Origin of the sequence: Mesorhizobium sp. YC-39, assembly GCF_025753795.1 — a bacterium.
Classification (GTDB): domain Bacteria; phylum Pseudomonadota; class Alphaproteobacteria; order Rhizobiales; family Rhizobiaceae; genus Mesorhizobium.
In genome coordinates this window covers 1-22,701 of the sequence record NZ_JAOWPS010000014.1, presented here as the reverse complement: position 1 = coordinate 22,701, position 22,701 = coordinate 1, and the positions used below count along the sequence as shown (strand labels likewise).

The following is a 22,701-nucleotide window of genomic DNA, read 5'->3' as shown; positions in this document are numbered from 1 at the left end:
TCCGTTCCGCGGCCCGCCCCTCACCCTTTGGTCGGGCTTCCGACATTTTTGTCCACCTTCGGACACAAAGGTTTCATGGGACCGCTGCCGCCGCAAGGTTGCGACAAAGCGGCGCCGGAAAAAGAACCCGGCGGTCGATGCAGGGGCTGTGGAAGCCGCAATCGCCGCGGCGGACATGGGTTTCGACGTGATGTCGTCCGCCAGCCTGATGAGATCGCCATCTTAGCCGGCAGGCTTTCCTTCGTGGCGGCTCCTCGTCCGCTGATCGTGGCCGCCGGCGCGGCTGCGCCGAGAACATGCCAGCCTATGCTCGAGGCGGTGCGCAGGTGCGACCAAAATACGGGCATCCGCGAACATTCAGCTGCGATTTGGAAATTGGCAGCATGTCGTCTCTTCACGACACGGTCGGCGGATATCCCTTCGATCTCCAAGGGAACACCTTAGAATCCGGTGATGCAATCGCAGGGCAGCACCTTTGCTCGGTGCGCGTGAGGCAAGCGACTATGGCGCGGGGTCTTGGCGAAGGCATGGTCCTTTCTCTGAAGGCAAAAAGATCGCTTTAACCCGCTGCTTTCAAGTCAGATGGCATGGAGTTTGCAGCACACACTAGAACCGACAAAGGCACAGAGAAAGCTACGAGCAACCCATGGCCAACAGGCGACGTTCCAGACTAGCGCCTGAGGAGACCGGGTCCATTCCGGTTAAACATCGGGATGTCATCCTCTCCAGACATCCGTGCTCGGTAGCTGTTCCGCGCACATCTGGCCCGACGCCGACATCCAAACGTGGGGCGCTCGCCCAATTGCTGCTTGTCGGTCCTCATCAGCATGTGAATGCCGAAGAACTGCATCAAAGGGCCACCCATGCCTACGCCGGCGTGTCACTGGCCAACACGCCGGAGCAGTTCCGTGAAGCGAGGCTCTTGCGCGACGTCACAGTTGAGGCGTCACACGCCTATTTCGACAACGACACTGCCGATCCCCTCTATTTTTCCTCAAGGACGAGCAGCGGGTCATTGATATCGCTTCCAGCGCGGTCGCCGTCGAAGGCCTGCTCGAGCCGCTTGAAGGCACCCGGATCACCCATATCGACACGGCCGTTCGGGTCACAAAGACAACGAGCCAAGGGCTTCCCAGGCAACTGGATGGAAAAGAATGAAAGCCGCAAAGGTCCGCATCTCATGTCCGCCATGCCGGCCGACGCTGCATCGGCCCAAACCATGAAACCATGCACCAGTTTTCTTCCAAAGGAGCAATAGTGATGACCGTTACAAAGAAGGTTCCCTTCGTCACCTTTCGCACGCGTGTTCGTGATGAGAACGTTGAGGGGCCAAATCCATACCGCTGGGAAGACAAGACATCCGACGACTATTTCGGGGGCAAGCGGGTCGTCCTGTTCTCGCTGCCTGGCGCCTTCACCCCGACCTGCTCGACCTACCAAGTGCCCAATTTCGAAAAGCTCTATGACGAGTTTGCGAAGGAGGGCATTGACGCGATCTACTGCGTCTCCGTCAACGATGCCTTCGTCATGAATGCGTGGGCGAAGAGCTTGGGCCTGCAGAAGGTCGAGCTCATTCCCGACGGCTCCGGCGAGTTCACGCGCAAAATGGGCATGCTGGTCGCCAAGGACAATCTCGGCTTCGGCATGCGCTCCTGGCGCTACGCCGCCCTGATCAACAATGGCGCGGTGGAGCAGTGGTTCGAGGAAGAAGGTTTCTCCGACAACTGCGAGGCCGATCCTTATGGTGTCTCATCCCCGCAAAACGTCCTTGAAACACTGAAGGCCCCCGCATGACGGGGGTAACGTCTCGCCGATCCCACTACGCACGGCCAAGAGCCTCCCCAATCGGTTTTGAGGGCTAACCATGCAATCCTCAGCAAGCCTGCTTCAACGCCAGAAGCAATCTATGGTCGCATCGCCTCAGCTGATTGCGTCGATTCGCTTGCTGCAACTGGCGCGTGCCGAACTGCATCAGTTCGTGGAGCAGGAACTCGAGAAGAACCCGCTTTTGGAGCCTGCTTCAAACGACGGCGAGTCTTTTGGCGATGTTTTGCCGATGTCGGGGGAGGATCAGATCGGCGCACGCGAAAACGACATTGATAGGCCGACGAGCGCCGGGGCCTCCGAACGGCTCGGGGATTGGAAATCGCTGCGCAACACGACGAACAACCCGCCGGGTAATCGCCCTACCTTGGACGAGTTTACCACCTCCACCGAAACATTGCACGACCATGTCGCTGGCCAGATCGCGCTCACGCCATTCACACCGCAGGAGCGGCTGATAGCTGGCCAGCTTGCCGCTCATCTGGAAGACACCGGCTATCTTCAGGCACGGCTTTCGGAGCTGGCCGAGCGCCTAAATGTCCGGGAGGCCAATCTGGAACGGGTTCTCGCAACCTTGCAGCAATTTGATCCACCGGGAATTTTTGCTCGAACTCTCAGCGAATGTCTCGAGATACAGTTACGCCAGCGAGACCGGTTCGACCCGGCGATGGCAGCCTTGGTTGCCAATCTCGAGCTGCTTGCACGACGCGATTTTCAGGCATTAAAGCAGCTTTGCGGCGTCGATCAAGAAGACCTTCTCGACATGTTGCATGAAATCCGTGCGCTCGATCCCAAGCCTGGAAACCGATTCCAATCCGGAGCGCCGGAATCCATCATACCCGACGTCTGGGTCACGCCCTCGCCGGGAGGCGGATGGCAGATCGAACTTGATCCCGACACGTTGCCCAAGCTGCTGATCAACCAAACCTACTTGGCCGAAGTCTCGCGTCACACCGACCAAAATCCGAAAGATCAAGCATTTCTCAACGAATGCCTGCAAAACGCGAACTGGCTGATCCGCAGCCTCGATCAGCGCGCCAAGACAATTCTTAAGGTTACGGCTGAAATCGTGCGACAGCAGGGTGCCTTCTTGGAACATGGCGTCGCCCATCTGCGGCCTCTCAATCTCAGGACTGTCGCCGAAGCGATCAACGTGCATGAGTCAACCGTGAGCCGGGTGACCTCGAACAAGTACATGCTTACCCCGCGCGGGGTGTTCGAACTGAAGTATTTCTTCACTGTCGCGCTTGTCTCCTGTCAAGGCGGCGAGGCGCACTCCGCCGAAGCTGTCCGCCATCGGATCAAAGCGATAATTGCCGCCGAATCGCCAGGTGACGTGCTTTCCGACGATGACATCGCTGTCCGGCTGAAGGAAACTGGCATCGATGTCGCGCGTCGTACCGTCACAAAATATCGCGAGGCGATGAACATCCCCTCTTCCGTACAACGGCGCCGGGAAAAGCGCTTATGGCTCAGTGCCAATCAGGGCCTGACGCCTGGTACCGCTGACCAAAGCGGCGCTTAATCCAAAGCGATCCTGTTCTTGATCCGTGCGAGGCGACTTTCGCCTTCCTCCGGGCCGAAGCAGCTTTCGAAATCATTGCATTTCCGGCAACTCGGCGCGGTGCATAGGGAAAAACCTTCAGCCTCGCAAAGCTTGCGGTAAAAGTACTTCTTCCATTTCATGTTTTTGGTATTGCCAGCCGCTAGCGTTGGGAAATGCGTGGCAAGCAAGCGGCTGACCTCGGCCCGATTGAAAAGTCCAAGGTCCTGCCACAGATGGTCATTGCGCATGGCACGCCGGGCGATGATCTTGGCGAACCGGACGCTCGCCAGGTCGCCCGGCCGGGCATGCGCCAAAAGCAGGCCGCGCAGGAGTTCTTCCTCCAGATCCGGCTCGGCCTCGTCCACCTCTTCTAAAGCGAACGCTCCGATAGGGATAGCAGGGAACCCGCGGGACAGGACATCGCGCAGCTCGGCGCGCGAAAGGCCGGTTGCTTCCGTTGCCGTCGCCTCGCCGGCCTCGAGTTCCTCGAGCGCACATGAAAGCACACAGCCAAGCACATGCTGGTCAAACTCGCTTTCCAGCTCGATCCGCGGCCGTTGGCGGTCGATGAACCAGCCATAGTGACGGGCGAACATAGGTGCCATTCTCCTCTGGTTTGTCCCATCAAGTCATGCCGCGACCCGGTCCGCCGCAACAGGGCGTCTGTCAGTTCTTCGGGCAGACGAGGGCGCAGACTGGGCAGCCAATGCAGCCGCGCGGCGGTCGAGAACCATGATCATGCGATTGAGCTCGCCGGCGACATCGCCCTCGCCGTCGCGGGCGCCGAGAATTTCACCCGCGTCATCGAAGCTGTAACGATGCAAGACCGCGCGCGAGCAGACGTTGAAACAGCGGCCGCAGTCATCCAGGTCGTGCCGTCGATCGCGGTCAGATATCGCGGCATTCGTCTGGAGCCGTCGCGGGTGACGAAAGCGCGACGCATCGGGAATTCTCCGACACACCGAACTCTCGTGCCCTTGCTGAGGGCCCGTCGTGCGAACGCTTTGCTGAAGCCGGCAGCCTCGCCGTGCGAGCGGCATGCTAAACGCTGCCTGCGGCTAGGGGCCAGGGAACAGTCGCCGGAGGCCGGGCAAGGCATTCGTTAAAAATCCCTTTCTGACTGCACCTTCGACCCCGAGTCAATCGCAAGCAGCGACCCCAAGACGCTCCGTGCGCCGGTGTTGACCGCGCTTTGAAACGATCAAGCGGCAGAGGTGAGAGTTCAAGCCGTTGCGGTCAACCGCCGGCATGCGCGAGCGACTTGTTGATCGCTGGAATGATCTTGTCGCCCCAAAGCTCGATCTGCCGCAGCATCGTCTTCTGGTCGAAATCCCCCAATTGGGTCTGAATAGCGATCTGGTCCGGTTTCAAGATATCGATTTCTTCCAGCAGGCGATCAATCACGCGATTCACGCTGCCGATCGGCAGGTTCTGGCGCATAGTTTCGAATGAGAGATCCTGCTGCGTAGGCGTTTCCTGCAGCAGATAACCGTCCAGGCTCTGCTGGCGGCGCTGATGCAGTGCCTCGGACAGCCGGCGCTGGAAGCGGGCGTTGTCGAGATAGCTGTTGATCTCGTCCTCGTCGTCGCTGGCATAGCAGCAACGCAGCAGAGATATCTTGGCGTCCGTGACATTCTTGCGTTCGCAAGCCGCCGTCTTCTCGATTGTTTCGCGCAGCGCGCTCAAGGTCTCCAAGCCGTTGTGGAATGCTGTGACAAAGAAATTGTGTCCTTCGCGATAGGCCCGGCCTATGCGTGCTGGCCCGCTGGCGATCCAGATCGGCGGGGTCGGCTTCTGGACGGTGCGCACCGAAATCGCCGTCGGGGGTATGTTCTGATACTGGCCGTTGTGCTCGAAGATGTCTTGGTTGAGGCCCTTCAGAAGGATGTCCAAGTGTTCCGAAAAGAGGGCCGGCGCCTCCTCAATATTCGCGCCGAAGCGCTCGAACTCGAATTGCTGGTATCCCGAGCCGACGCCGAGCTCGAGACGGCCGTTCGCGACGATGTCGGCGAAGCCGATCTCGGAAAGCAGGCGTTGCGGTTGATAGAGCGGTAGCACGCACACAGCAGTGCCCAGGCGAATGGTGCTCGTCACGCCGGCGCAGTGCGCCACCATCATCAAGGGCGAGGGAATCAGGCTGTAGTTGTTGAAGTGGTGCTCCGCGAACCACGCGGTACCGAAGCCTGCCTGCTCGGAAACGACGGTCTGTTCGATGGAGTTGCGGATGACGCTGTCGCACGATTGATGATAGCCGCGCTGGGCGGCCAGGATGAAGGTCGCGAATTCCATGGTGTGTCCTTGTCTTACAAAGGGAGTTTGCCGATCGGAGGATGCGCTGGGCATGCGCATCAGGCGTTGGCCGCGATGTCGATCCAGCCCTTCGCGTCGGCGTGGTCCTGCGGCAAACCGCGCGCCATTCGGCGGTTGCAGGCGCGCGCGGAGCGGTTGAGCTGCTTCGACCGGTGGGGACCTTTTCGTCATCGCCGAAGATGACATCTTCGATCGCAGGCAGTGCGGCGGCACGCTGCCGGGGCCTTTAGCCTGGACGTCCTTCGCTTCGATGAGCCGCAGCCCATGGCTTGGCGAAAAGTCGACAATCAACGCGCGGCCTCCGCTAAATACTCGCTATCGAGTTCGCTGGCGTTTCCCGCATCGCCGAACGAGGTCCAGCCGCCGTCGACGTAGAGGATGGAGCCGTTGACGTATGAGGCGTCAGACGAGGCCAGGAAGAACGCCGCCTCAGCGACGTCTTCCGGCTGTCCCATCCTCCCCATCGGGATGCGTCGTCTGATCGCTCTCGCGTCGATGCGGCCGACCTTCGCCAACTGAGCAACCCCGGCCGTGCGGATGTAGCCAGGAGCGACGGTTGCAGTCCGAATGCCGACCGGCCCGAGTTCGGCCGCCATGCATCGGGTCAGAATGTCCAACCCCGCCTTGGAGGCGCCGTAGGCATGGCGCGACGCCACTGGCAGAAAGCTGTTGATCGATCCAAGGTTGAGGATCACGCCGCCAGGGCACATCGCCTTGATTGCCTCGCGCATACAGGTGAAGGCGCCGATTAGATTGACGTCAAGGACGTGTTCGATCTGTTGCGGTATCTGTTGGGTTCCCGACAACGAGGTGTCGGTGACCGCAGCACCGTTGACGAGGACATCGATGCGCTCGAAGCGTCCTCGCACCTCCTCGAACAGCGCCACCACCTCGCTCTCGACGGTCACGTCCACGGATTTGGCCGGGTTCTCGCCGTCGAGCGCTGCAGCGAGCTCTGCCGCTGCAGCGCCATCTTTATCAGCAATCACGACGGTATCGCCGTTCGCGGCAAAGCGGCGAACGACCGCCGCCCCTATGCCGTTTGCGCCACCCGTGACGAGCACGATCCGCGCGTCGGTGCGTTCGGCCGGACGGCAGAGTTCGGCCAGGGGCGTCCCATCCACCGGCGGGTGCGCATCCCCCGGCTGGTTGAATTGCACCCAGCCGCCGTCGACCGCCAGCACGGATCCGGTGATGTAGCGCGCCTGCGGGCTGGTCAGAAAACGCACCGCGAGGGCAATCTCGTCCGGGCGCGCCAAGCGCCCCATCGGCACCCGGCGCCGCACTGCCGCCAGGTCCATCTTGCCCACGCGTTCCAGTTTTGCCAACATCGGCGTGCGCACGTAGCCCGGCGCTACCGCCGTCACGCGAATGTCGCGAGAAGCCCACTCGCATGCAAGCGACTTGGTCAACGAGATCAGCCCCGCTTTCGAGGCTGCGTAAGCGTTGCGCTTGGGATTGGCGACCAAGCCCGACATCGAAGCGACGTTGACGATGGCGCCGCCCGGCCTCATGCGCCTCGCCGCTTCGCGGGCCATGACGAACGGTCCAATCAAGTTTACTGCCAGGCCGAGCCGGAAGGCGTCAACACCAGTGTCGACCGTCGCAGCCATGGTGGGTCCCGTCGCTGCGTTGTTGATAAGGACGCCGATCCGCGCGAACTGTGCTTCGATCCGGCCGTAAAGCGCGAGGATATCCTCCTCTCGCGAGACATCGCATTCGATGCCGAAATGCGGGTGGCCGAGACGACGGGCCAGTTCAACGACGCCGCTGCCAGGAAGGTCCACCGCAACAACAGTGTCTCCATCCCTGGCATGAATATCGACCAGAGCACGGCCGATCCCGCCCGCGGCGCCCGTAATGACGACAATGCGTCCTGCCTGCTTCATGAGAATTTCTCCGCGACGAACCCCAGCGATCTCAGCCCATCAACGTTGGGCGGCAAATGATGCGTCGCGGGTAAGCAGCACGTCCTGATGACGGCCAGTTGCAGGCTCGGATAGACGACGTGCGTTCCGGCAGCGGTCCACTCCCGATTTGGCAGCCGAACCTGGTGAGGGACGAGGACAGGGCTGGCCTCGATGGGCGACGCTGCCGAGGTCCCGCACATCGATAACACAAGCGTCCGGGCCGGGCTCATGGTGTGGACAGAACGCTGTCACGATCACGCCGTCGCGGGGCAGAAAGGCATGCTGTCGGACGTATCGTCATCGGCCAGGCTTGCACAGGGATCGGTGTGGCCTTGCAAAATTGTCATAGTCTGTTGTTCCCCCCGACGGTGCGGCGTTCGAACCTTTGAAGGCATCATGGCGAGAAGGAATGCGACGCTTCCCGAGCTTGTAGACCGGATCATCCGGATGTGGTGCTCCAATCGGCTGTCGAGGGCCGAACCGTTCTGCCTCAAGGACCGCTGGTGGGATCTGCTCCTCGAGCCAATCGTAGACCACTGTCCGTTCGGCAATGCGCCACTCTCCTTCCCTCTTCTGAAACAGATCGCAGTAACGGCCGCATAGGAGCGTCTGGCGCACTTCTCCGCTTTCGTCCGGTGCGCGTTGCAGCCCGGTAAAATAGCTCTCGACGGCCGCCTCTGCCGAGCCAATAAATTCGATCAGGATGTTCGTGATCTGATGGATGTTGCGCGGTCCGGTCTTGAAGACACCGAGCGCAAACTGGATGAAGCCCTCTGCCGAGCCGCAATAGGCCCCGTGATTGTCATGTGCATCGGGCCAGTACGCGCTGCGCAGCGCCGCCTCATCCGCGCGGTCTATCCCGCGGCAATACCGATAGAGGCAGTCGCGGATCGCCTCACGGTGGAGTAGTTCGGTAATTTTCGTCTGGCCCATCGGCTCTGTCACTCATTCTGTGATTGGAAAACGTGTTTCGCGAACCTCGCCCGGCCGTTTGCGCATCGTGGGGCTCACCTCTCGATGCCGGAGCTGCCGCCTGCACAGTTGGATGAGGACAGTGATGGGACAGAGGCCGCATGCCACCCTTTCTTCGGTGTGCGGTCACATCGTCCCCCTTCAAGCGCGCCAGGCTCTCGGTTGAATGACGTCCGATTCAACCCGAGCAGCCAGGGCACGGCCGAGTTCCAGCGCACGTTCGGGGCAGGATCGCGCGCCTCGCGATGCAAGCAGTTCCTGGCCTTCCGCAACTTCAATGTCACCGGGCAGGATGTAACCATCTTCATCAAGCTTGAAGATATCCGGCGCTTGCGCCGCGCATCGCGCGTGACCCTGGCATTTGGAATTTTGGACGATGATACGCATGCCGCTGCCTCCATTGTCTGTGCCCCCGGCTCGGGGCGGGGCTTGGTCAGGACCAGTCCAGGATCAGATTTTCGATCCCGAACACATGGCCGCCGCAGGTGATGGGTGCCGTACCCTTCTTGATCCGGAAGGCCGGTATGCGCGCCAGCCACTCCTCCAGGCCGATGATAATCTCCCGCCGGGCCAGGTGTGAGCCAAGGCAACGGTGGGGACCATAGCCAAAGGCGGCGTGGCGGTTGTCCTCTCGCGCCAGATCGATCGTGTTTGGGCAACCAAATTCCGCCGGGTCACGATTGGCAATCATCGTGGCGCAGGAAACATAGTCCCCCTTACGGATCGGCGCGCCTTCGAAGTCGATATCTTTTGTTGCAACGCGGATCAACTGAATGGGCGGATAGGCGCGCAGCAACTCTTCGGCTGCGAGCGCGATCCGGTCCGGTTCGCTGCGCAGCAGTTCCTGATCCTTGAGGTTGCGTGCGAGATAAGCCAGGTCAAAGCCTATCGCTGCTGCGACCGTGTCAAGTCCCGCGACGAACACAAGCACGCCGATGCCACGGATCTCCTCGTCGGTCAGCCGGCGGCCCTCGACCTGTGCCTGCACGATGAAGGTCATGAGATCGTCTACCGGCTCCTTGCGGCGATTGGTTGCAAGTTCATCGATGAACGTCACAATCGTCCGGGCAGCCACAGGTCGTTTCACATCGTCGCCGTGGAGCAGGTCTTTCGCCCATCCAACAAATGTGTCGAGCCGGCGATCCGGCAACCCCAAAAAGCGAAGGAAGATGCTGACCGTGAAAGGAAAGGCAAACTCCTTCATGACATCGCAACTTGTGCCCGATGCGGCGATACTATCGATCAGCGTGACCGCTCGCTCGCGGACAGCCGGCTCCAACACCCTCACCCGCTTTGGCGAAAGCAGCGGACTGAGCAGTGAGCGAAAGACGCCATGGGCCGGCGGATCCAGTTCAAGCGGGATCGTCGGCCAGGTTTCGCCTAGCACGGAGGAGAAGATGCTGCGATGGCTGGAAAAGGTTTCAGTGTCCTGCAGCACCTTGCGCTGGTCTGCGGCGCGGGTGATGACCCAGGTCCCCCGGCCATCTTGCGTGTTGTAGGGGGAATAAAAGATCGGCGGCCCGTCATGGGCGCAAGCGACAGCTGCATGCGGATCCCCGTTGGGCGTCGGTGACATGCCTGGTGACGTAAACAGGCTGAAGTCCCTCACCATTTCGGGCGGGACATGATCTGGAACCAGGTTTGTCGTCATTCGGTTTCTCCTGAACGTCAGGTGTACCTGCGCTCGATTGAGACTGCACGGCCGGTCATGAAGTCGATTGCCGACGGGTGGTAAAATTCCCGCTCAGGCGCGATGAGGTTCTGTTGCGAGGTGCAGCCGATCTGCGCACCGGCGCGGATGAGACCGGTCGCGAATTCAAGTGGCAAGGGCAACCACGTCGTCTTCAGGTCCTTGAGGGACCGCGCCGTCTTATACGCACTGATTTTGAGAGGCTGTTGTATCACCGCTGAACTCCGTGAGGCCTTCTGACGTGCCGTGTGACAAAACCATCGAGGCAAGTTGCGTGCCGGATTGGCGCACTGACGGCGCTGCACGACTTCTGCGTACGAGCGGCCCGGCCCCGTGCCACCCTTTGGGGTCTGGCTTTCGACATTCTCGTCCAGTTTCAGACACGGCATGGGTTGCGGGTAGACGCCGCACGGAGGAGCAATGAAAGGAACCTCAACCATGCAAACCCCGCGAACCGACTAGAGGAGCGGTGGGTGTGTAGCTGAAATATCATGCCTGCTGCGAGACTTCCTTGTTCGAGATATGGAAGGCTCTCCTATTCGGTTGACGAATGGAGGGGCTAGGCTGTGCCAAACGATCAAATTCCTAAACGGGATCGCCGAAAAACGGCGTCTCCACTTTCAAGTGCGCAGCAGCCTATGGGCCATGTTAGGTGACGCGGTTAGACACCACCAAAACGCTGATGGCCGCTCCCCTCTACCGCCACTCTAGCACAGCGTTTCTATCCCCCATGGCGGGACAGCGCCCCGCGAGTGATTGGGTAGCAACCGCCACCGAGCCTCATGAGTGAGTCGATCTATCCTGTCTGCACGGTCATGCGTGCCCCGATCCCGTCCGGACGCTTGAAAATACGCGGCTCAGTCGCCGTCCGGATTGAGCGGTGCGAAGTCCAGACGACAACCCAAAGGCCGGGTGCCTCCATGGCTCAATGCGCTCCCCCTCGATGGGGGAGCAGTGTTTTCCAGTCCCGGCACAGGCAACAACGGCGCGACACCGTGGCGGTCAACGGAAGGCCACGCTCGGATTCAGGTAACGTTGCGGACAGCGAAACGGCCGACGGCCTCGCCGAGGCGTTGCGTTTTAGGTCAGTGCTGTCATATGAGTCTCTGCATGGCCACGCTTGTGCCCGGAGACGCCATGGGGGTCGGGCGGGATCTTGGCGCACCGAAAGCGATGTCTTTTCAGTGGCCTGTCCCGGCTTTGGTACTTTTTACTACCAAGCCGCTTGATGCTCGCTGTTTCCTATGCCTGGAGCGGCGCGCCAATGCCGTCAGCGAACACCTTTGCAACTTTGCTAGCGCTCGGGATTCTCCCCTCGATCTGCGGATTCTACGGCACAATTCGCGCTGTTCAGCATATCGAGGCTTACAAGACGCAAGTCATCGAATCGAGCGAGCTGTTCTTTTCCGCCCTCTTCGCAGCCGTTTTCTTCGGCGAATGGCTCACAGGTACAGGAATGCTTGCGGCATTGGCCATCATTGTCGGTGCGTTGATCACATCCATGCCTGAGCGCCGTGTCATCTCCATGCAAGTTCGCCCAATTGCCGAAAGGGAGTAGGGAACCGTCCTTGTGGCAGGCTCCACGCAAAGCGAATAATGATCTACGCCATCGAATTGCGAACCTCCTTGATAGGGCCTCCGGAAACGCGCTCATCCTGATTCCAACCGTTTGGCTGGCGATTCCCCCGCCCCTGCCCGCTGTCGGGTCGGTTTCCAAAATACATCTAGCTCCGCAAGCTGGCGCTCAGTGTCTTTCACGACCTCATCGACATTCATCCCGGATTTGACAGCGATCAACGCTGCCAGGATCTCGCTTGCGGCCACAGCCGGTGCGATACTTTTGAAGAAGGATTGAGAGCTGCTGGTTACAATAACGCTTTCCTTGGCCGTACTGGCGAGCGGGGATACCCTGCTGTCGGTGATGGCAACGACAGCTATGCCTTGGCGCGCTGCATGCCTCACCGTTTCGATGGTTGCACGACAGTAGGGCTCAATCCCTACCGCCAGCACTGCGTCGCCTTTGCCAGCCCCTCGCAAGGCATCAATACCGAGACCCCCGGCCGCATCGAGAACGACCGCCTGCCGGCCGAGCTGTGACAGCGTGTAGGCAAAATGCAGCGCCACCGGATGCTCTGCGCGCAGCCCAAGGCTGAACAGGTTTCGGCTCGCGGCAAGGACACTCGCAGCAGCCATCAGCTGCATCGCGTTCCCGCCTTCCCCGAGCCTTGCGATTTGCGCTGTCAGCGTGGCCGCGACCTCTCCGACCGTCGAGCAACCGCCATCGCCTTCTTCCCGACGCCCCGGCAGCGCCGGTTCGGCAGACGTGCGGATCGCCTTTGCATAAAGGCTGCGCATGTCCTCGTAGCCGTCCAGGCCGACCCATCGCGCCAGCCTCATCATGGTCGTGTGGGACACACCCGCCAAATGCGCCTGCTCGCGCATCGACATCAACGCAACGTCCTGCGGATGATCCAACACAAATCGGGCAGCCAGCTGGAGCTGCCGCGGCATCCTTTCGAACCGGTCGACCAAAACGCCGGCCAAAGGGCCCTTTTCCATACCGCTCCACCGCGTTCGCCCGGCCGAAAGATCCTTCGATGTTGTGGAAGGAACACTCGATGTTAGTCTCAAATGAACTTTCATCCTGAACGCACTACCCTGATGCCGAGCTACCCAACCCCATTTGGGAGAGCAATTTGCGTTCCTTTCGACGAAGCTTGTTCGCACTGAGTTCGGTGTCGTGAGGCACTGCGGGGCGACAAGGGCCAGGCTGATGACAAGCTGCTGCGAAGTTGTTAGTCGTGTGCGGTACGGTTCCGAGCCAATGCCAAGCTATAGCGTTCGGGCTGACGCACTCGGTTCGGCCGTCCCGTCAAGCGCGAGCGACAGGTTGAGATTGTTACGCAACATCTGATTTCCTGGTTCTGTTTTGAGGGCTTGCCGGTATAGTGCTTGTGCCGCGTCGTGCCGGCCCTCAAGATCGAAGACAACTCCCTTCGCGTTCAATGCGCGCAAATTATTTGGTGCCGCAAGCAGGACGTTGTCGAGTATCTGAAGCGCCTCACTCTCGCGTTTCTGCGCCACCAGGGCCTTCGTAAGACGGATCGCCGCATCGACATTGCCCGGTTGCTGCTTCAGCTCATCCTGCAAAGCTCGCTCGTCAGTATCTGGACCAACAGCGCGCGCAATGCGTTCGCGCATAGCCGGATCGATATCCTTGGCGCCGAGCAAATCCGGCGGCGCCGCCTCCTTCACTGACAGACCTGACTTATTCCAGCTTGAGCAAGCGCTGAGAGGCACTATGGTGAGTATAGCGAAGACAATCGAGGCCAGACGAAATGACCGCAGCCGTACTACGTGCAAATTTTGATGTGACTTCATGCTGTTCCCACCTGTGATCGCGTCCTGTGTTCTTGTCAGCTGGCCGAAGCGCGCGGGTTACGACGTTCGTCCGACATTACTTTATTCGGTTCAGCCATGAGCTTGACGGATCCAATGGGCTGAATCGTAAAGTCGGAAGCGAGGTCCTGATAAGACAACACAGCGAGATCGATGCCGTTGCGGGTGAGAAAACCACGGACGAAGCGTCGGACATCCATTGAAGCCAATATGACGGCGCTGGTCTGCCCTGGCGCTATGCTCGACTGGATCTGACGCATTTGCGACACCAGCATCTCGCTTTGCCAATCCTCGAGTACCAGGTACGGCCCGACGGCCGAATCGCGTATCGCACCGCGCACCACATCCTCAGTTTCACGTTCGATGATAAAGGCAGGCACGATACGCTGGGCATTCGCATAGCGGTGGCAGATCTGCCGCTTCAGACCGGAGCGAACATATTCCGTGAGAAGCGCAACGTTTTGCTCACGTTCGCTCCATTCGGACAAAGCCTCCAGGACCAGCCGGGTGTTACGGATCGGGATGCCCTCATCCAGCAGGCGGCGCAGCACATCGGCAATCCGGGGGATCGGCGTCGTGCGTAGCACCTCCTTCACCAGCTCGGAATATTCCTTCTCCATTCGACCAAGCAATTCGCGCGTCTCCTGGATACCCACCAAGCGTTGTGCATAGCGCATTAACGTCGCATGGACGCGCAAGGCGAGGAGTTCACTGGGACGGTGATGCCCGATACCGGCGGCATTGAGAGCCGGTGCATGGCTTTGTTCGATCCAAATCCTGTCCGTCTCTGGGTCATGCCGAAACGGGATGTCACTCAATTCAATGTTCGCCAGATCGTCGGTAAGCGCGAGCTGCGTCGGATCAATCAAACCCTGTTCAACCGGCACGCCCTCAACATCTATCCGGAATTCCGACTCGGGCAACTGCTGGTCGGCCGTGAAACGGATGGGGGGGACGATTATGCCGAGATCAGCAGAGACCAGTCCCGAAACGCGTGCGATGTGCTGTTGCAATTCGTCCTTGTCGAGAGCCTGTGTCAGGCTAGGCGCAAGGAATAACGCGATCGGACGTGCCTCCGCAGGTGCGGCTTCGGTGTCAGGCTGCGCTGGACCTGTCGTTGTGGAAATGACCTTGTCGGCGCCTTGGACATCACCGCTGACAAAGCTTGCCGCCGCGAAGACCGCGGCCAGGACGAGAAAGACGAGCAGCGGAAAGCCAGGAACAAAACCCATCACAACCAGGACGCAGGCCGCCAGCCGCAACGCTCGCTTACTGGCGGTCAGCTGGTTGACTATGTCGGCACCAAGATTGAGCCCCGCCCCCCCACTGACACGAGTGACCATGGTCGCCGCTGTAATTGAGAGCAGCAGCGCCGGAATCTGCGAGATCAACGCATCACCGATCGTCAGTAGAGTATATTGATGCAGTACATCGCTAAAGGACATGCCCTTCGAGAGAAGGCCGATGGAGATACCACCCAGCATGTTGATGCAGATGACCACCAGCCCGGCGATGGCATCGCCCTTCACGAATTTCATGGCCCCGTCCATGGCGCCATAAAGTTGGCTTTCTCTCTCCAATGCGGCGCGCCGCCGGCGAGATTCGTTCTGATCGATATGGCCGTTCCGTAGCTCCGCATCGATCGCCATTTGCTTGCCCGGCAGAGCGTCGAGCGTGAAGCGCGCCGCCACTTCTGCCACGCGTTCGGCGCCCTTGGCGAGGACCATGAACTGCACCATGGTCACGACCAGGAATATGACAACGCCTACGGCGATATTGCCAGATATGACGAAATCGCCGAACGTGTAGATGATGCTGCCGGCCTCCCCCTCAGCCAGAATTAATCGCGTCGTTGCGATGGTGAGCGCCAGACGGAATACCGTGGAAATCAAAATGACGCCCGGCAAGGAGGAAAAATCAATTGGCGTGGCCACGTACAGCGCAACCATCAGCAGCAGTATGGCGAATCCCAGATTGAATCCGATCAGCGTGTCGATCGCTACAATCGGGATCGGAATGATCATCATTCCGATCGCCAGAAGCAGTATCAACGCGACCATCAAGTCCGGGTTGGCCGGCGCTCGCGAGATGAAGTTACGCAGGACGTTGGTTATGGGGACCATTCTTATGACTGTTCGACAAGAACTGTGCTGCCACGCAGTGAGACGTAGCTTTGGAAAACCGCGCGCGCCTCTTCCATCCGGCCGGCCCGCCGCAGGGCATGGCTACGCATGAGAGTCAAAGGGAGGCGCGAAGACGGCTGCTCATCAAGTATGTCCAGTCTATCCAGGATCGTTAGTGCTTCATCGCCAAGACCCTCCGAGATGAGGGCGTACGCGAGAATGCGCAGCAGATCGACCTCTTGAGAATTGGCGTGAGCGGCAAGCCGCAACAGAGCCAAGCTATGTGCGCTCTGCCCACATGCAAGGTGAACATAGGAAAGTGCACAGAGCAAATCGCGCGCCTGCTCGGAGATCAAGACATCACCGGTTTTGGAAACGTCTATTGGCGGGAGTGTGCTTCGTTCGACTGACATCGCTAGCCCTCGATCAAGCTGTTCCGGTTCTGCCGGAGCAGGATCAGCCGCTGCAACTCGTCTTTCAGGACGGCAACGCCGTCACGCGACACCAAATCCTCAGGAGCGGCCGCCAGCGTGTCAACCAAGCCTTGCAGAAGAACACAATGCTTCTCCGCGCGCAGCACGTCCGGATAACGCAGCCGTGGCGTGACGAAGGAGAGTTGCTCTTGTGCGAGATTGTGGCCATCAAGGGGGACCAATTCCGCGCGTGGGTTGACCACGTTGATCCGGGCGCGCAATTCGTTAGGACTGACGCGCGTGATTGCGTCGACACCACCAACCTCCAGCACACCGTTGATCGCCAGCGGAAGATCCCGCGTGTGCGTTTCCCGCCCAATCGACGCGTGCTTCTTGTCGCCATTTGAATGAGCACCATTGATCTGCTTGTCAATCGCTTGACGGATGGCAGGCTCTATTGTTGATTCACGGTCATCGATGTTGAACCTTTGTGGAGAGGTGCCGGGCCCGACAGGGTGGCTAGGCAGCTTGACCATGACATCTTCCTTAATAGGCCTGCGAAAATAAGGTCTCCGAATTGGAGACTTTAATAGGGGAGAGCAGCAAACTGGCCATTTCGGCTCAGCAGCACACGACTCTCCTCGATTCGATCGATAATCCATCCATCATCTAGGAGGGCACCGACGAAATACTTTTGGCCACCGATCAGGACGTACGGCAGGACTCCACGCCAAACAGCTTCAACGGCGATTGAAGATGGCGCCTTCTCCTCTTTGATAGCCACTCCGCTCACCAGTGTCAGCGCACCATTCGTACGATGATCGAACCACTGCTGGACCTTCTGCCATCTGGCGACCAAGGCAGGAATAACTGTTCCGTTGGCGGTCACAACACCGTTTGCGGAGGCGATTTTTATATTGAGCAGGCCCGCTCTTTCAACTTCCTGCTGCAGCGCCTGTGCCGCCGCCTGGGCGGCTTGACCATCAGGGTGGTTGATGGTTGGCTCGGGTGCAGGCTCGGCGTCGGGTGAATTGGTGCTCAATGCATCGGCGCTGCCGTAGTTGAAGAAAATGGTTGAGAGAATGCCGACCCCGAGCAAGCCGACTATCAGGATGGCGAGCAGCGGAATTGAAAGGCGCGGTATGCCAATCGAACCGGGTTGTGCTGCATCCGGTGCCGACCAGAGAATGGACATCGTGCCCGCATGAATGACCACAGGAAGAGGAACGACAACGCGCTCGCCTGCGGCAATATCGTCGCGCCCCTCGATGCTGATTCCGGCCGCAACGGCCTCGACCTCAGCCTCGATAGAATTGCGAAGAAAACTGATGCGAAAATGATGCGGCTCGAGTCGTTGCTCGACGAAGACCATATCGGCATCGAGGCCACTGCCGATCAGGTTCGCTCCAGAAGCGGAATTGCCGGTCAGTCCGGAATAAAGTCCGGATAGCACTTCGAAATGAAGGGAAGCGGCATCATTCACCGATAATCTCCTGAACAGGAGAGAGCCGCACGGCAGCTGCCATGCGGCTCATTTGACTTCATACAGCGCACCGCCGCCAGGACGGCATATGCGGGGCGCCCACTTCCAACATCACTGAACCCGCTCGTCGGCCACCTTCTTGATTGACCCGAGTTCGGTCGTGACAGTGCGCATCGTCACGCTCCTCTGCGTCGCCTCCAAGCTGACAGCCGTCAGCTGCGCGATTTGCGCCTGGAAAGCGAGTTCACCAGCGCCCTTTGCAGCTATATCCGTTCCAACTGCAGCGGCCGCGCCGGCTACGGCACCAACTTTACCAACCATGTTGCTTCACCTTTCTGTTTCAGATTGCCGCCATTGACGGCTTGCGTCTCCTGACGTCGGACCATCCGGCGTCAGGCACCTTCTTCTGTTTCCTCCAGAGCATCGTCGAGATCACCCATGGAGTCGTTCACAATTTGAATTGCCACCGACCTGAGAGCCGCATCGAAGGCTTCCTTTTGAGCTGCACCTTGCCAGTCATTCCCGGAAACGGCCGCACCATCTTCATGGCCGCTTGCGCCATGACCGCGCGTGTCACCCGGTTTACTCTGGCTAGAATGCTCGGCGGGCGCGTCCTGCCGTGGTCCATGAGCACCTCCGTGACCCGTTCGGGCCAAGGAAACACCAATGCCACCAACCCCTCCAATTCCAATCATCGGGCGCTCCTCTGATCTTCGTTTGCATGGCCATCAACAGACGGCGAAGCCATTTGACGTTTTGATGATACGAGCGCCAGCTTTCGAGAAGCTGACGAGTTTCAGAAAAGTCGGCGCTGCGACAAAATGGTGGTTGTGCGCAAGCTGGGGCCTCCACACATGAGGCTTCTTCAATGACCCCTCTAACGGGCCTCATTTGACCTACAAGGAGCGAAAATCACCTATCTTCGACGAAACAATCAACGCGATAACGCGTACCAAATTCGAAGACCTCGTGGCGGGGAAAAATATTCCCGCGCATCACCAGTTTCGCGGACAAGCGACACGTCGATGCCCAAGCCGCGTTCAGACATGCTGTCTTGAGATCGCGAAGGCCGAGGCCAGGGACCAGCGCACGCAAAGCAGCACACACGGTCAAGCTGGCCTCCCTTATGCGGGTGGCGACTGGCAATGCGCGAGGTCGCCGATCGTCAGCAGTGCTGACGGGTGTCTCACTATGAGCTTCTCCGTTACTGTGGGGTGCCAGATTGACAGCCATGCGCTGTGGCGAGCATGCCGGAACACTCTCATCCTTCGCCTCGTCGACGGAGTCGATGGAAAACCAGCAAACCGATCCAGTTGTCTTCCTCCAGGTTTCGAACCTTCGAATATCTTCGGTGCCAAGAGCATAGGAGCTGCAGAGTAACCTGCAATCGGTATGATTGCGCCCAATGGAGTGGGGGACATCACGAGCAGGGAGGATCCCTTCGGCGACCATAGCTCGCTGACACGTACGACCTTATGATCGGCGGAATGAACGCATATCGCTCGCGCCAAACCGCACGGCAGCGGCTTTGGCGGTTTTTGTTCGGAGTGTCACACCGGCGTTGCACTTGGACATTATTCGGAAGACGCGCTGTTGGTGAACGCAGGTTGACGCGCGTCCTCCCAAGACTTGCCCCTCCGGTCCCTGTCGGAGGGGTTTGTCCTGTTTCGCTTTGAGAGTTGCAATATCTCGATTGCATCCGTGGCGTGCCGCCGAGGCACCCAGTTCCCGCCATACGCAACCTCTTCATTCCACCTCGCGCAAGACGCTCAGCGACTCAGGATCCATCTTCATCTTCTGAACGCAATGGCGGAGTGGAAGGCCGCGAGTGCGGTCAGCTGACAGAGCACACCGCTTCAGCGCGTTTATACGCAAACAACGTGAGAGCGCCCGGCTATCCTCAGCGCTCTCGCGCAGCCGCCACCAACACGGTGTCCGCACTGCCGCAGATCCATATCAGCTAAAAATCTGCCAAAGCAGTGCTAGCGCCCGGAACGCTCGTACCCCGAACTTTCACGTCTCGTCTATTTGACGTAATTCCTAGAAGATCCCATTCGGCGGTCTACATAAAGTCATCGTCGCAGGAATCCGCCGCCGTGGTTACGACACTCTCGGTATCGCTGCCTTCACTATCGTCCGCCTTGGAGAGGTACATGGCAGGTTTGCCCGCACGCTGCCATTCACCGTCACTGTTCTTCGTCCACTTATCGGGATGCTGGGTGGGGTCTAGTACCATGTTAAAGTCATCCACCGCGACAAAACCCATCGCCATTGCGCGCTCTTTCGCTTGTGGGTTTGCGGGGCAAGAATTGAGCAATGGTCTGTCGCCGTCGAGTCGAAGTTGATGCTCCAGCAGAATGTCTCCTGCGTTCTCGACAAGCGGGTGCGTAACCCGCAAATCTACGATGGATGTCACCTCAGTTCGCCCAGGAAAAAGTTCTCGCCACTTTTCCCCCTCGAACAGATTACCCATGCTATCTCCGCCTTCGGTTCTAAGAAGCCCGACACTTTGGCTGCCCAATTGATAGCTGAAATACCGTGCCTGCTCTGTATCAAACCTGGTGGTGCCGTATTGGTCAGCAATTTCCACCGTTCGCCTGGCTTTGGAGGAAAGGGAAGTCGAGTACTCTTGTGGCTTCGACGCGATATGCACCATTTCATCGCCATAAAAGACCTTCGCTTTTTTCTCGAATGAAGAGCGAGATATCTCGACCACAGGAGGTCGGGAAACGAGGGCATACGATGGCGTTGCCGCTGATGAAGAAGACAGGGGCGTCGCTGAAGAAGAACTAGCGCGGGACTTCAGTGCTTCCAAGTGCATAACTGCAAGTATTTCGGCAAAGCCGTGGCCGCCGCTACCGGCTTGCGCAGCGCTGGTCGCCGACCATCTCGCGTTGTCAACGTCGCCTGCACGCGCGGATTGGGTATTGGATGAACAACTGATCCGGCTATGCATGCTTCGCGTTCCTATCGGCAGAGTTTTCCACTGAGTGGGGGGTGACTCCAGCGGAAGGATAGTCAGCCTTGCTGACCGCAAGCTGACCACAAGCTGACGATACGCGTTGAGCGTCTGCATCACGCTTCTGCGCGATGGTCAGGTTATGGCGATCCCGCCAACGCACTCCGCTCACGTGACAGGGGTTGCAGATTGCTTTCGCGGGTGTAGGCCTTCGTCGAGCGCGAGCGACAGGTTGAGATTTTTGCGCAACATGTGATTGTCTGGGCCTATTCAAACAGGCGGTGTCACAGGCTGAAGCCAGGCCGGGCGCGCAGTGGTCAGAGTCCGCAGCGCCCCGGCCTGGCGTTCTGATGGGCCCCGACATGACCACGATCAGAAGCAAGCTCTCCGCGGTAACAACCGGCCGATTACCCTGCCATTCCTGGTCCAGGAGCCAGTAATCCGCGTTAATATGGGCGTCGGTCAGCCAATGGGGCCGAGCGCGAGCCCGCTGCGACCGTGGAGCGAGGCGATCGGGACCCAAAGCCCCGACCTGAGCGTCAGACGGTGCGGGAACCCGGGCGCATGATTGGCAGCTTCATGCCGCTCCCTTGATGTTAGCGGGTGCCTGCGCGGCCCGCGCCCGCCTCGGGGCACAGGTGGGCGTGCAGGGCGCTCACGCATGGATCGACGTTCTTTCTATCTTGCTGGTGGGGTGGGACGACGGTGATATCGGCTTGTGCATAAAACGGCCTGCGCTCGCTCAACAGTCTGGCGATCTTCTGCTCCGGGTTGGGGCCTTGCAGCAGCGGGCGGCTGGTATCGTTCCTGGTGCGTTTTTCGATCACGTCGAGCCTGGTGTCGAGCCAGATCGAGACCGCCTTCTCGCCGATCAGGTGACGGCTCTGCTCACGCATGAACGCGCCGCCACCGGTCGCGATCACGGCAGGGCCTTTCTGGAGCAGATCTGCGATCACACGTGCCTCCATGTCCCTGAAGAACGCCTCGCCATGGACTTCGAAGATCTGCGATATCGATATGCGGGTGTCCTTCTGGATTATCTTGTCGGTATCGACGAAGGGCAGCCGCAGCCGCCTGGCGAGAGCCGGGCCGATGCTGGATTTTCCGGCACTCGGCATGCCAACGAGCACGACCGGCCGTCCATTGAGGGCGGCAAAGATCTCCTTGGCGACCGGTGACCTGGCGGTCTGGGGTGGTCCTGGCTGTTCGGCCGCGCGCACCCCAAAGCTGGCGAGACTGGTTCTGCCCGTTGTCCCCTCTTCGGCTCCCCAGTGGGGGACGTCCATGGCGCCGTCCGGGATCGCAACCTGGCTGCAGACCGCGCGCACGCGCTGCGCCAGTTCCACGGCCTTGGCTTGCTCCAAAGCATCCGCGCCGGCTTGCTGGCGCAGCCTGAGAAGCGCCTTGTAGGTATCGTGATTGTCAACCTTGGCCCGGTAGCTGCCTGGCGTGTGGAACTCCAGCTGGAAGCGGTAACCGTCCGGCGTGGTGAGCACGCTCTGGATGCCGACAAAAGTCCGCTTTGCCATCTTGAACCAGTTGGTCGTGCTGACCTCGGAGTAGCCCTGCTCATCGAAGGCCAGCATGGCTGCCTTGAAGGCGCGCGTAAAATCCTTGTCAGGGACTTCGAAGACATGGCGTAGGGCGTTGCTGACCAGCTGTACATGGCTGCCGGTCGGGGCGCTCATGCCGGTGAGTTGATCTGTCATGGAGGTTGTCGATCTCAAGCGGCGCTCCAGGTGAGGCATGTTCACCTGGATGTCCGCTGTCCTGAGGCTTGTGGCAACGCTGAGGGCCGCTGCGGTGATTGTCTCTTCTGCCTCTTTGGCGCGGGACGCTTCCATCCTGGCGCGCTCCGAGGCCTCCTCGCGGGTCAGCGTGATCGTCATGGCGCAATCCTCGGCCGCAGGCTGCCGGGCAGAGAGGTTGCGCAAGATGCCCTGCTCCGTTGCGAGCTTGATCGAGGTCTCCATGATTGAAGCCGTCAGCGTGGGATTGTCCTTCAGGTCCTCCAGGGTCGCATCGACATCGAGCCTGCCCTGGTTGAGGGTCGCAGCCAGACCCTTGACGTA

General features: G+C 59.6%; 21 protein-coding genes and 1 pseudogene. 4 read left to right on the top strand and 18 right to left on the bottom strand.

Annotated elements, in window-relative coordinates:
• Positions 1 to 646: 646 nt before the first annotated feature.
• From OHD62_RS33745 to rpoN, 3 genes are all read left to right on the top strand, one after another.
• Positions 647 to 1,258 (top strand): hypothetical protein, encoded by a 612-nt coding sequence (locus OHD62_RS33745; protein ID WP_263791851.1) that lies wholly within the window; start codon positions 647 to 649, stop codon positions 1,256 to 1,258.
• Positions 1,259 to 1,260: 2 nt separating this feature from the next.
• Positions 1,261 to 1,794: a peroxiredoxin gene (locus OHD62_RS33740; protein WP_006199568.1), complete on the top strand. Its 534-nt coding sequence runs from the start codon at positions 1,261 to 1,263 to the stop codon at positions 1,792 to 1,794.
• A gap of 70 nt (positions 1,795 to 1,864) precedes the next feature.
• Positions 1,865 to 3,349 carry an RNA polymerase factor sigma-54 gene (rpoN, locus tag OHD62_RS33735; RefSeq protein ID WP_263791848.1) on the top strand — a complete coding sequence of 495 codons (1,485 nt, stop codon included), beginning with the start codon at positions 1,865 to 1,867 and terminating at the stop codon, positions 3,347 to 3,349.
• On the opposite strand, the gene OHD62_RS33730 is transcribed toward rpoN, so the two are convergent.
• The 8 genes and pseudogenes from OHD62_RS33730 to OHD62_RS33695 all read right to left on the bottom strand — a co-directional run bounded on the left by OHD62_RS33730 (position 3,346) and on the right by OHD62_RS33695 (position 10,692).
• Positions 3,346 to 3,966 carry a nitrogen fixation protein NifQ gene (locus OHD62_RS33730; RefSeq protein ID WP_263791847.1) on the bottom strand — a complete coding sequence of 207 codons (621 nt, stop codon included), beginning with the start codon at positions 3,964 to 3,966 and terminating at the stop codon, positions 3,346 to 3,348. The two genes, rpoN and OHD62_RS33730, sit on opposite strands and share 4 nt — an antisense overlap.
• Before the next feature lie 33 nt (positions 3,967 to 3,999).
• Positions 4,000 to 4,313, bottom strand: a pseudogene (gene fdxB / locus OHD62_RS33725) (ferredoxin III, nif-specific).
• A gap of 293 nt (positions 4,314 to 4,606) precedes the next feature.
• The gene (locus OHD62_RS33720) at positions 4,607 to 5,659 is read right to left on the bottom strand and encodes an LLM class flavin-dependent oxidoreductase (protein WP_263791930.1); all 1,053 of its coding nucleotides are present in this window, start codon (positions 5,657 to 5,659) and stop codon (positions 4,607 to 4,609) included.
• A 308-nt stretch (positions 5,660 to 5,967) separates the two neighbouring features.
• Entirely contained in the window at positions 5,968 to 7,569 is a 1,602-nt protein-coding gene (locus OHD62_RS33715; RefSeq protein WP_263791845.1) for an SDR family oxidoreductase, read from the bottom strand.
• A gap of 318 nt (positions 7,570 to 7,887) precedes the next feature.
• Entirely contained in the window at positions 7,888 to 8,523 is a 636-nt protein-coding gene (locus tag OHD62_RS33710; RefSeq protein ID WP_263791843.1) for a nuclear transport factor 2 family protein, read from the bottom strand.
• 180 nt (positions 8,524 to 8,703) lie between these two features.
• Entirely contained in the window at positions 8,704 to 8,949 is a 246-nt protein-coding gene (locus tag OHD62_RS33705; protein WP_263791841.1) for a ferredoxin, read from the bottom strand.
• 46 nt (positions 8,950 to 8,995) lie between these two features.
• Complete coding sequence (locus OHD62_RS33700) at positions 8,996 to 10,213, bottom strand: cytochrome P450 (protein WP_263791839.1); 1,218 nt, start codon at positions 10,211 to 10,213, stop codon at positions 8,996 to 8,998.
• A 17-nt stretch (positions 10,214 to 10,230) separates the two neighbouring features.
• A complete protein-coding gene (locus OHD62_RS33695; RefSeq protein WP_263791837.1) occupies positions 10,231 to 10,692 on the bottom strand; it encodes a hypothetical protein in 462 nt (153 codons plus the stop codon).
• A 680-nt stretch (positions 10,693 to 11,372) separates the two neighbouring features.
• On the opposite strand from OHD62_RS33695, the gene OHD62_RS33690 reads away from it, so the two are divergent.
• Positions 11,373 to 11,810, top strand: coding sequence for a DMT family transporter (locus OHD62_RS33690; protein WP_263791836.1), 438 nt, complete (start codon positions 11,373 to 11,375; stop codon positions 11,808 to 11,810).
• 92 nt (positions 11,811 to 11,902) lie between these two features.
• Here the strand turns inward: OHD62_RS33690 and OHD62_RS33685 are convergent, their stop codons facing one another.
• From OHD62_RS33685 to OHD62_RS33640, 10 genes are all read right to left on the bottom strand, one after another.
• Entirely contained in the window at positions 11,903 to 12,811 is a 909-nt protein-coding gene (locus OHD62_RS33685) for a MurR/RpiR family transcriptional regulator (protein WP_263791834.1), read from the bottom strand.
• A 273-nt stretch (positions 12,812 to 13,084) separates the two neighbouring features.
• Positions 13,085 to 13,633 (bottom strand): tetratricopeptide repeat protein, encoded by a 549-nt coding sequence (locus OHD62_RS33680; protein WP_263791832.1) that lies wholly within the window; start codon positions 13,631 to 13,633, stop codon positions 13,085 to 13,087.
• A gap of 35 nt (positions 13,634 to 13,668) precedes the next feature.
• A complete protein-coding gene (sctV, locus tag OHD62_RS33675) occupies positions 13,669 to 15,765 on the bottom strand; it encodes a type III secretion system export apparatus subunit SctV (RefSeq protein ID WP_040581788.1) in 2,097 nt (698 codons plus the stop codon).
• Between the two features lie 11 nt (positions 15,766 to 15,776).
• On the bottom strand, positions 15,777 to 16,187 hold the full coding sequence (locus tag OHD62_RS33670) for a tetratricopeptide repeat protein (RefSeq protein WP_263791831.1): 411 nt from the start codon (positions 16,185 to 16,187) through the stop codon (positions 15,777 to 15,779).
• Between the two features lie 2 nt (positions 16,188 to 16,189).
• Positions 16,190 to 16,723, bottom strand: coding sequence for a hypothetical protein (locus OHD62_RS33665; RefSeq protein WP_263791829.1), 534 nt, complete (start codon positions 16,721 to 16,723; stop codon positions 16,190 to 16,192).
• 50 nt (positions 16,724 to 16,773) lie between these two features.
• Entirely contained in the window at positions 16,774 to 17,670 is an 897-nt protein-coding gene (locus OHD62_RS33660) for an FHA domain-containing protein (RefSeq protein WP_263791828.1), read from the bottom strand.
• Positions 17,671 to 17,781: 111 nt separating this feature from the next.
• Positions 17,782 to 17,991: a hypothetical protein gene (locus OHD62_RS33655; protein WP_006199585.1), complete on the bottom strand. Its 210-nt coding sequence runs from the start codon at positions 17,989 to 17,991 to the stop codon at positions 17,782 to 17,784.
• Positions 17,992 to 18,062: 71 nt separating this feature from the next.
• Positions 18,063 to 18,365 (bottom strand): nodulation protein NopC, encoded by a 303-nt coding sequence (locus tag OHD62_RS33650; RefSeq protein ID WP_263791826.1) that lies wholly within the window; start codon positions 18,363 to 18,365, stop codon positions 18,063 to 18,065.
• A gap of 1,367 nt (positions 18,366 to 19,732) precedes the next feature.
• Complete coding sequence (locus OHD62_RS33645) at positions 19,733 to 20,626, bottom strand: Effector protein NopP (RefSeq protein WP_263791823.1); 894 nt, start codon at positions 20,624 to 20,626, stop codon at positions 19,733 to 19,735.
• Between the two features lie 599 nt (positions 20,627 to 21,225).
• On the bottom strand, positions 21,226 to 22,701 hold a 1,476-nt coding region (locus OHD62_RS33640), incomplete at its 5' end, for a shikimate kinase (RefSeq protein WP_263791822.1).

Excerpts from the sequence above, each read along its gene's own strand:
- OHD62_RS33745 (WP_263791851.1), top strand. The coding sequence starts at position 647 with ATGGCCAACAGGCGACGTTCCAGACTAGCGCCTGAGGAGACCGGGTCC.
- OHD62_RS33740 (WP_006199568.1), top strand. The coding sequence starts at position 1,261 with ATGACCGTTACAAAGAAGGTTCCCTTCGTCACCTTTCGCACGCGTGTT.
- rpoN (WP_263791848.1), top strand. The coding sequence starts at position 1,865 with ATGCAATCCTCAGCAAGCCTGCTTCAACGCCAGAAGCAATCTATGGTC.
- OHD62_RS33730 (WP_263791847.1), bottom strand. The coding sequence starts at position 3,966 with ATGTTCGCCCGTCACTATGGCTGGTTCATCGACCGCCAACGGCCGCGG.
- OHD62_RS33720 (WP_263791930.1), bottom strand. The coding sequence starts at position 5,659 with ATGGAATTCGCGACCTTCATCCTGGCCGCCCAGCGCGGCTATCATCAA.
- OHD62_RS33715 (WP_263791845.1), bottom strand. The coding sequence starts at position 7,569 with ATGAAGCAGGCAGGACGCATTGTCGTCATTACGGGCGCCGCGGGCGGG.
- OHD62_RS33710 (WP_263791843.1), bottom strand. The coding sequence starts at position 8,523 with ATGGGCCAGACGAAAATTACCGAACTACTCCACCGTGAGGCGATCCGC.
- OHD62_RS33705 (WP_263791841.1), bottom strand. The coding sequence starts at position 8,949 with ATGCGTATCATCGTCCAAAATTCCAAATGCCAGGGTCACGCGCGATGC.
- OHD62_RS33700 (WP_263791839.1), bottom strand. The coding sequence starts at position 10,213 with ATGACGACAAACCTGGTTCCAGATCATGTCCCGCCCGAAATGGTGAGG.
- OHD62_RS33695 (WP_263791837.1), bottom strand. The coding sequence starts at position 10,692 with ATGGTTGAGGTTCCTTTCATTGCTCCTCCGTGCGGCGTCTACCCGCAA.
- OHD62_RS33685 (WP_263791834.1), bottom strand. The coding sequence starts at position 12,811 with ATGGAAAAGGGCCCTTTGGCCGGCGTTTTGGTCGACCGGTTCGAAAGG.
- OHD62_RS33680 (WP_263791832.1), bottom strand. The coding sequence starts at position 13,633 with ATGAAGTCACATCAAAATTTGCACGTAGTACGGCTGCGGTCATTTCGT.
- OHD62_RS33670 (WP_263791831.1), bottom strand. The coding sequence starts at position 16,187 with ATGTCAGTCGAACGAAGCACACTCCCGCCAATAGACGTTTCCAAAACC.
- OHD62_RS33665 (WP_263791829.1), bottom strand. The coding sequence starts at position 16,723 with ATGGTCAAGCTGCCTAGCCACCCTGTCGGGCCCGGCACCTCTCCACAA.
- OHD62_RS33655 (WP_006199585.1), bottom strand. The coding sequence starts at position 17,991 with ATGGTTGGTAAAGTTGGTGCCGTAGCCGGCGCGGCCGCTGCAGTTGGA.
- OHD62_RS33650 (WP_263791826.1), bottom strand. The coding sequence starts at position 18,365 with ATGATTGGAATTGGAGGGGTTGGTGGCATTGGTGTTTCCTTGGCCCGA.
- OHD62_RS33645 (WP_263791823.1), bottom strand. The coding sequence starts at position 20,626 with ATGCATAGCCGGATCAGTTGTTCATCCAATACCCAATCCGCGCGTGCA.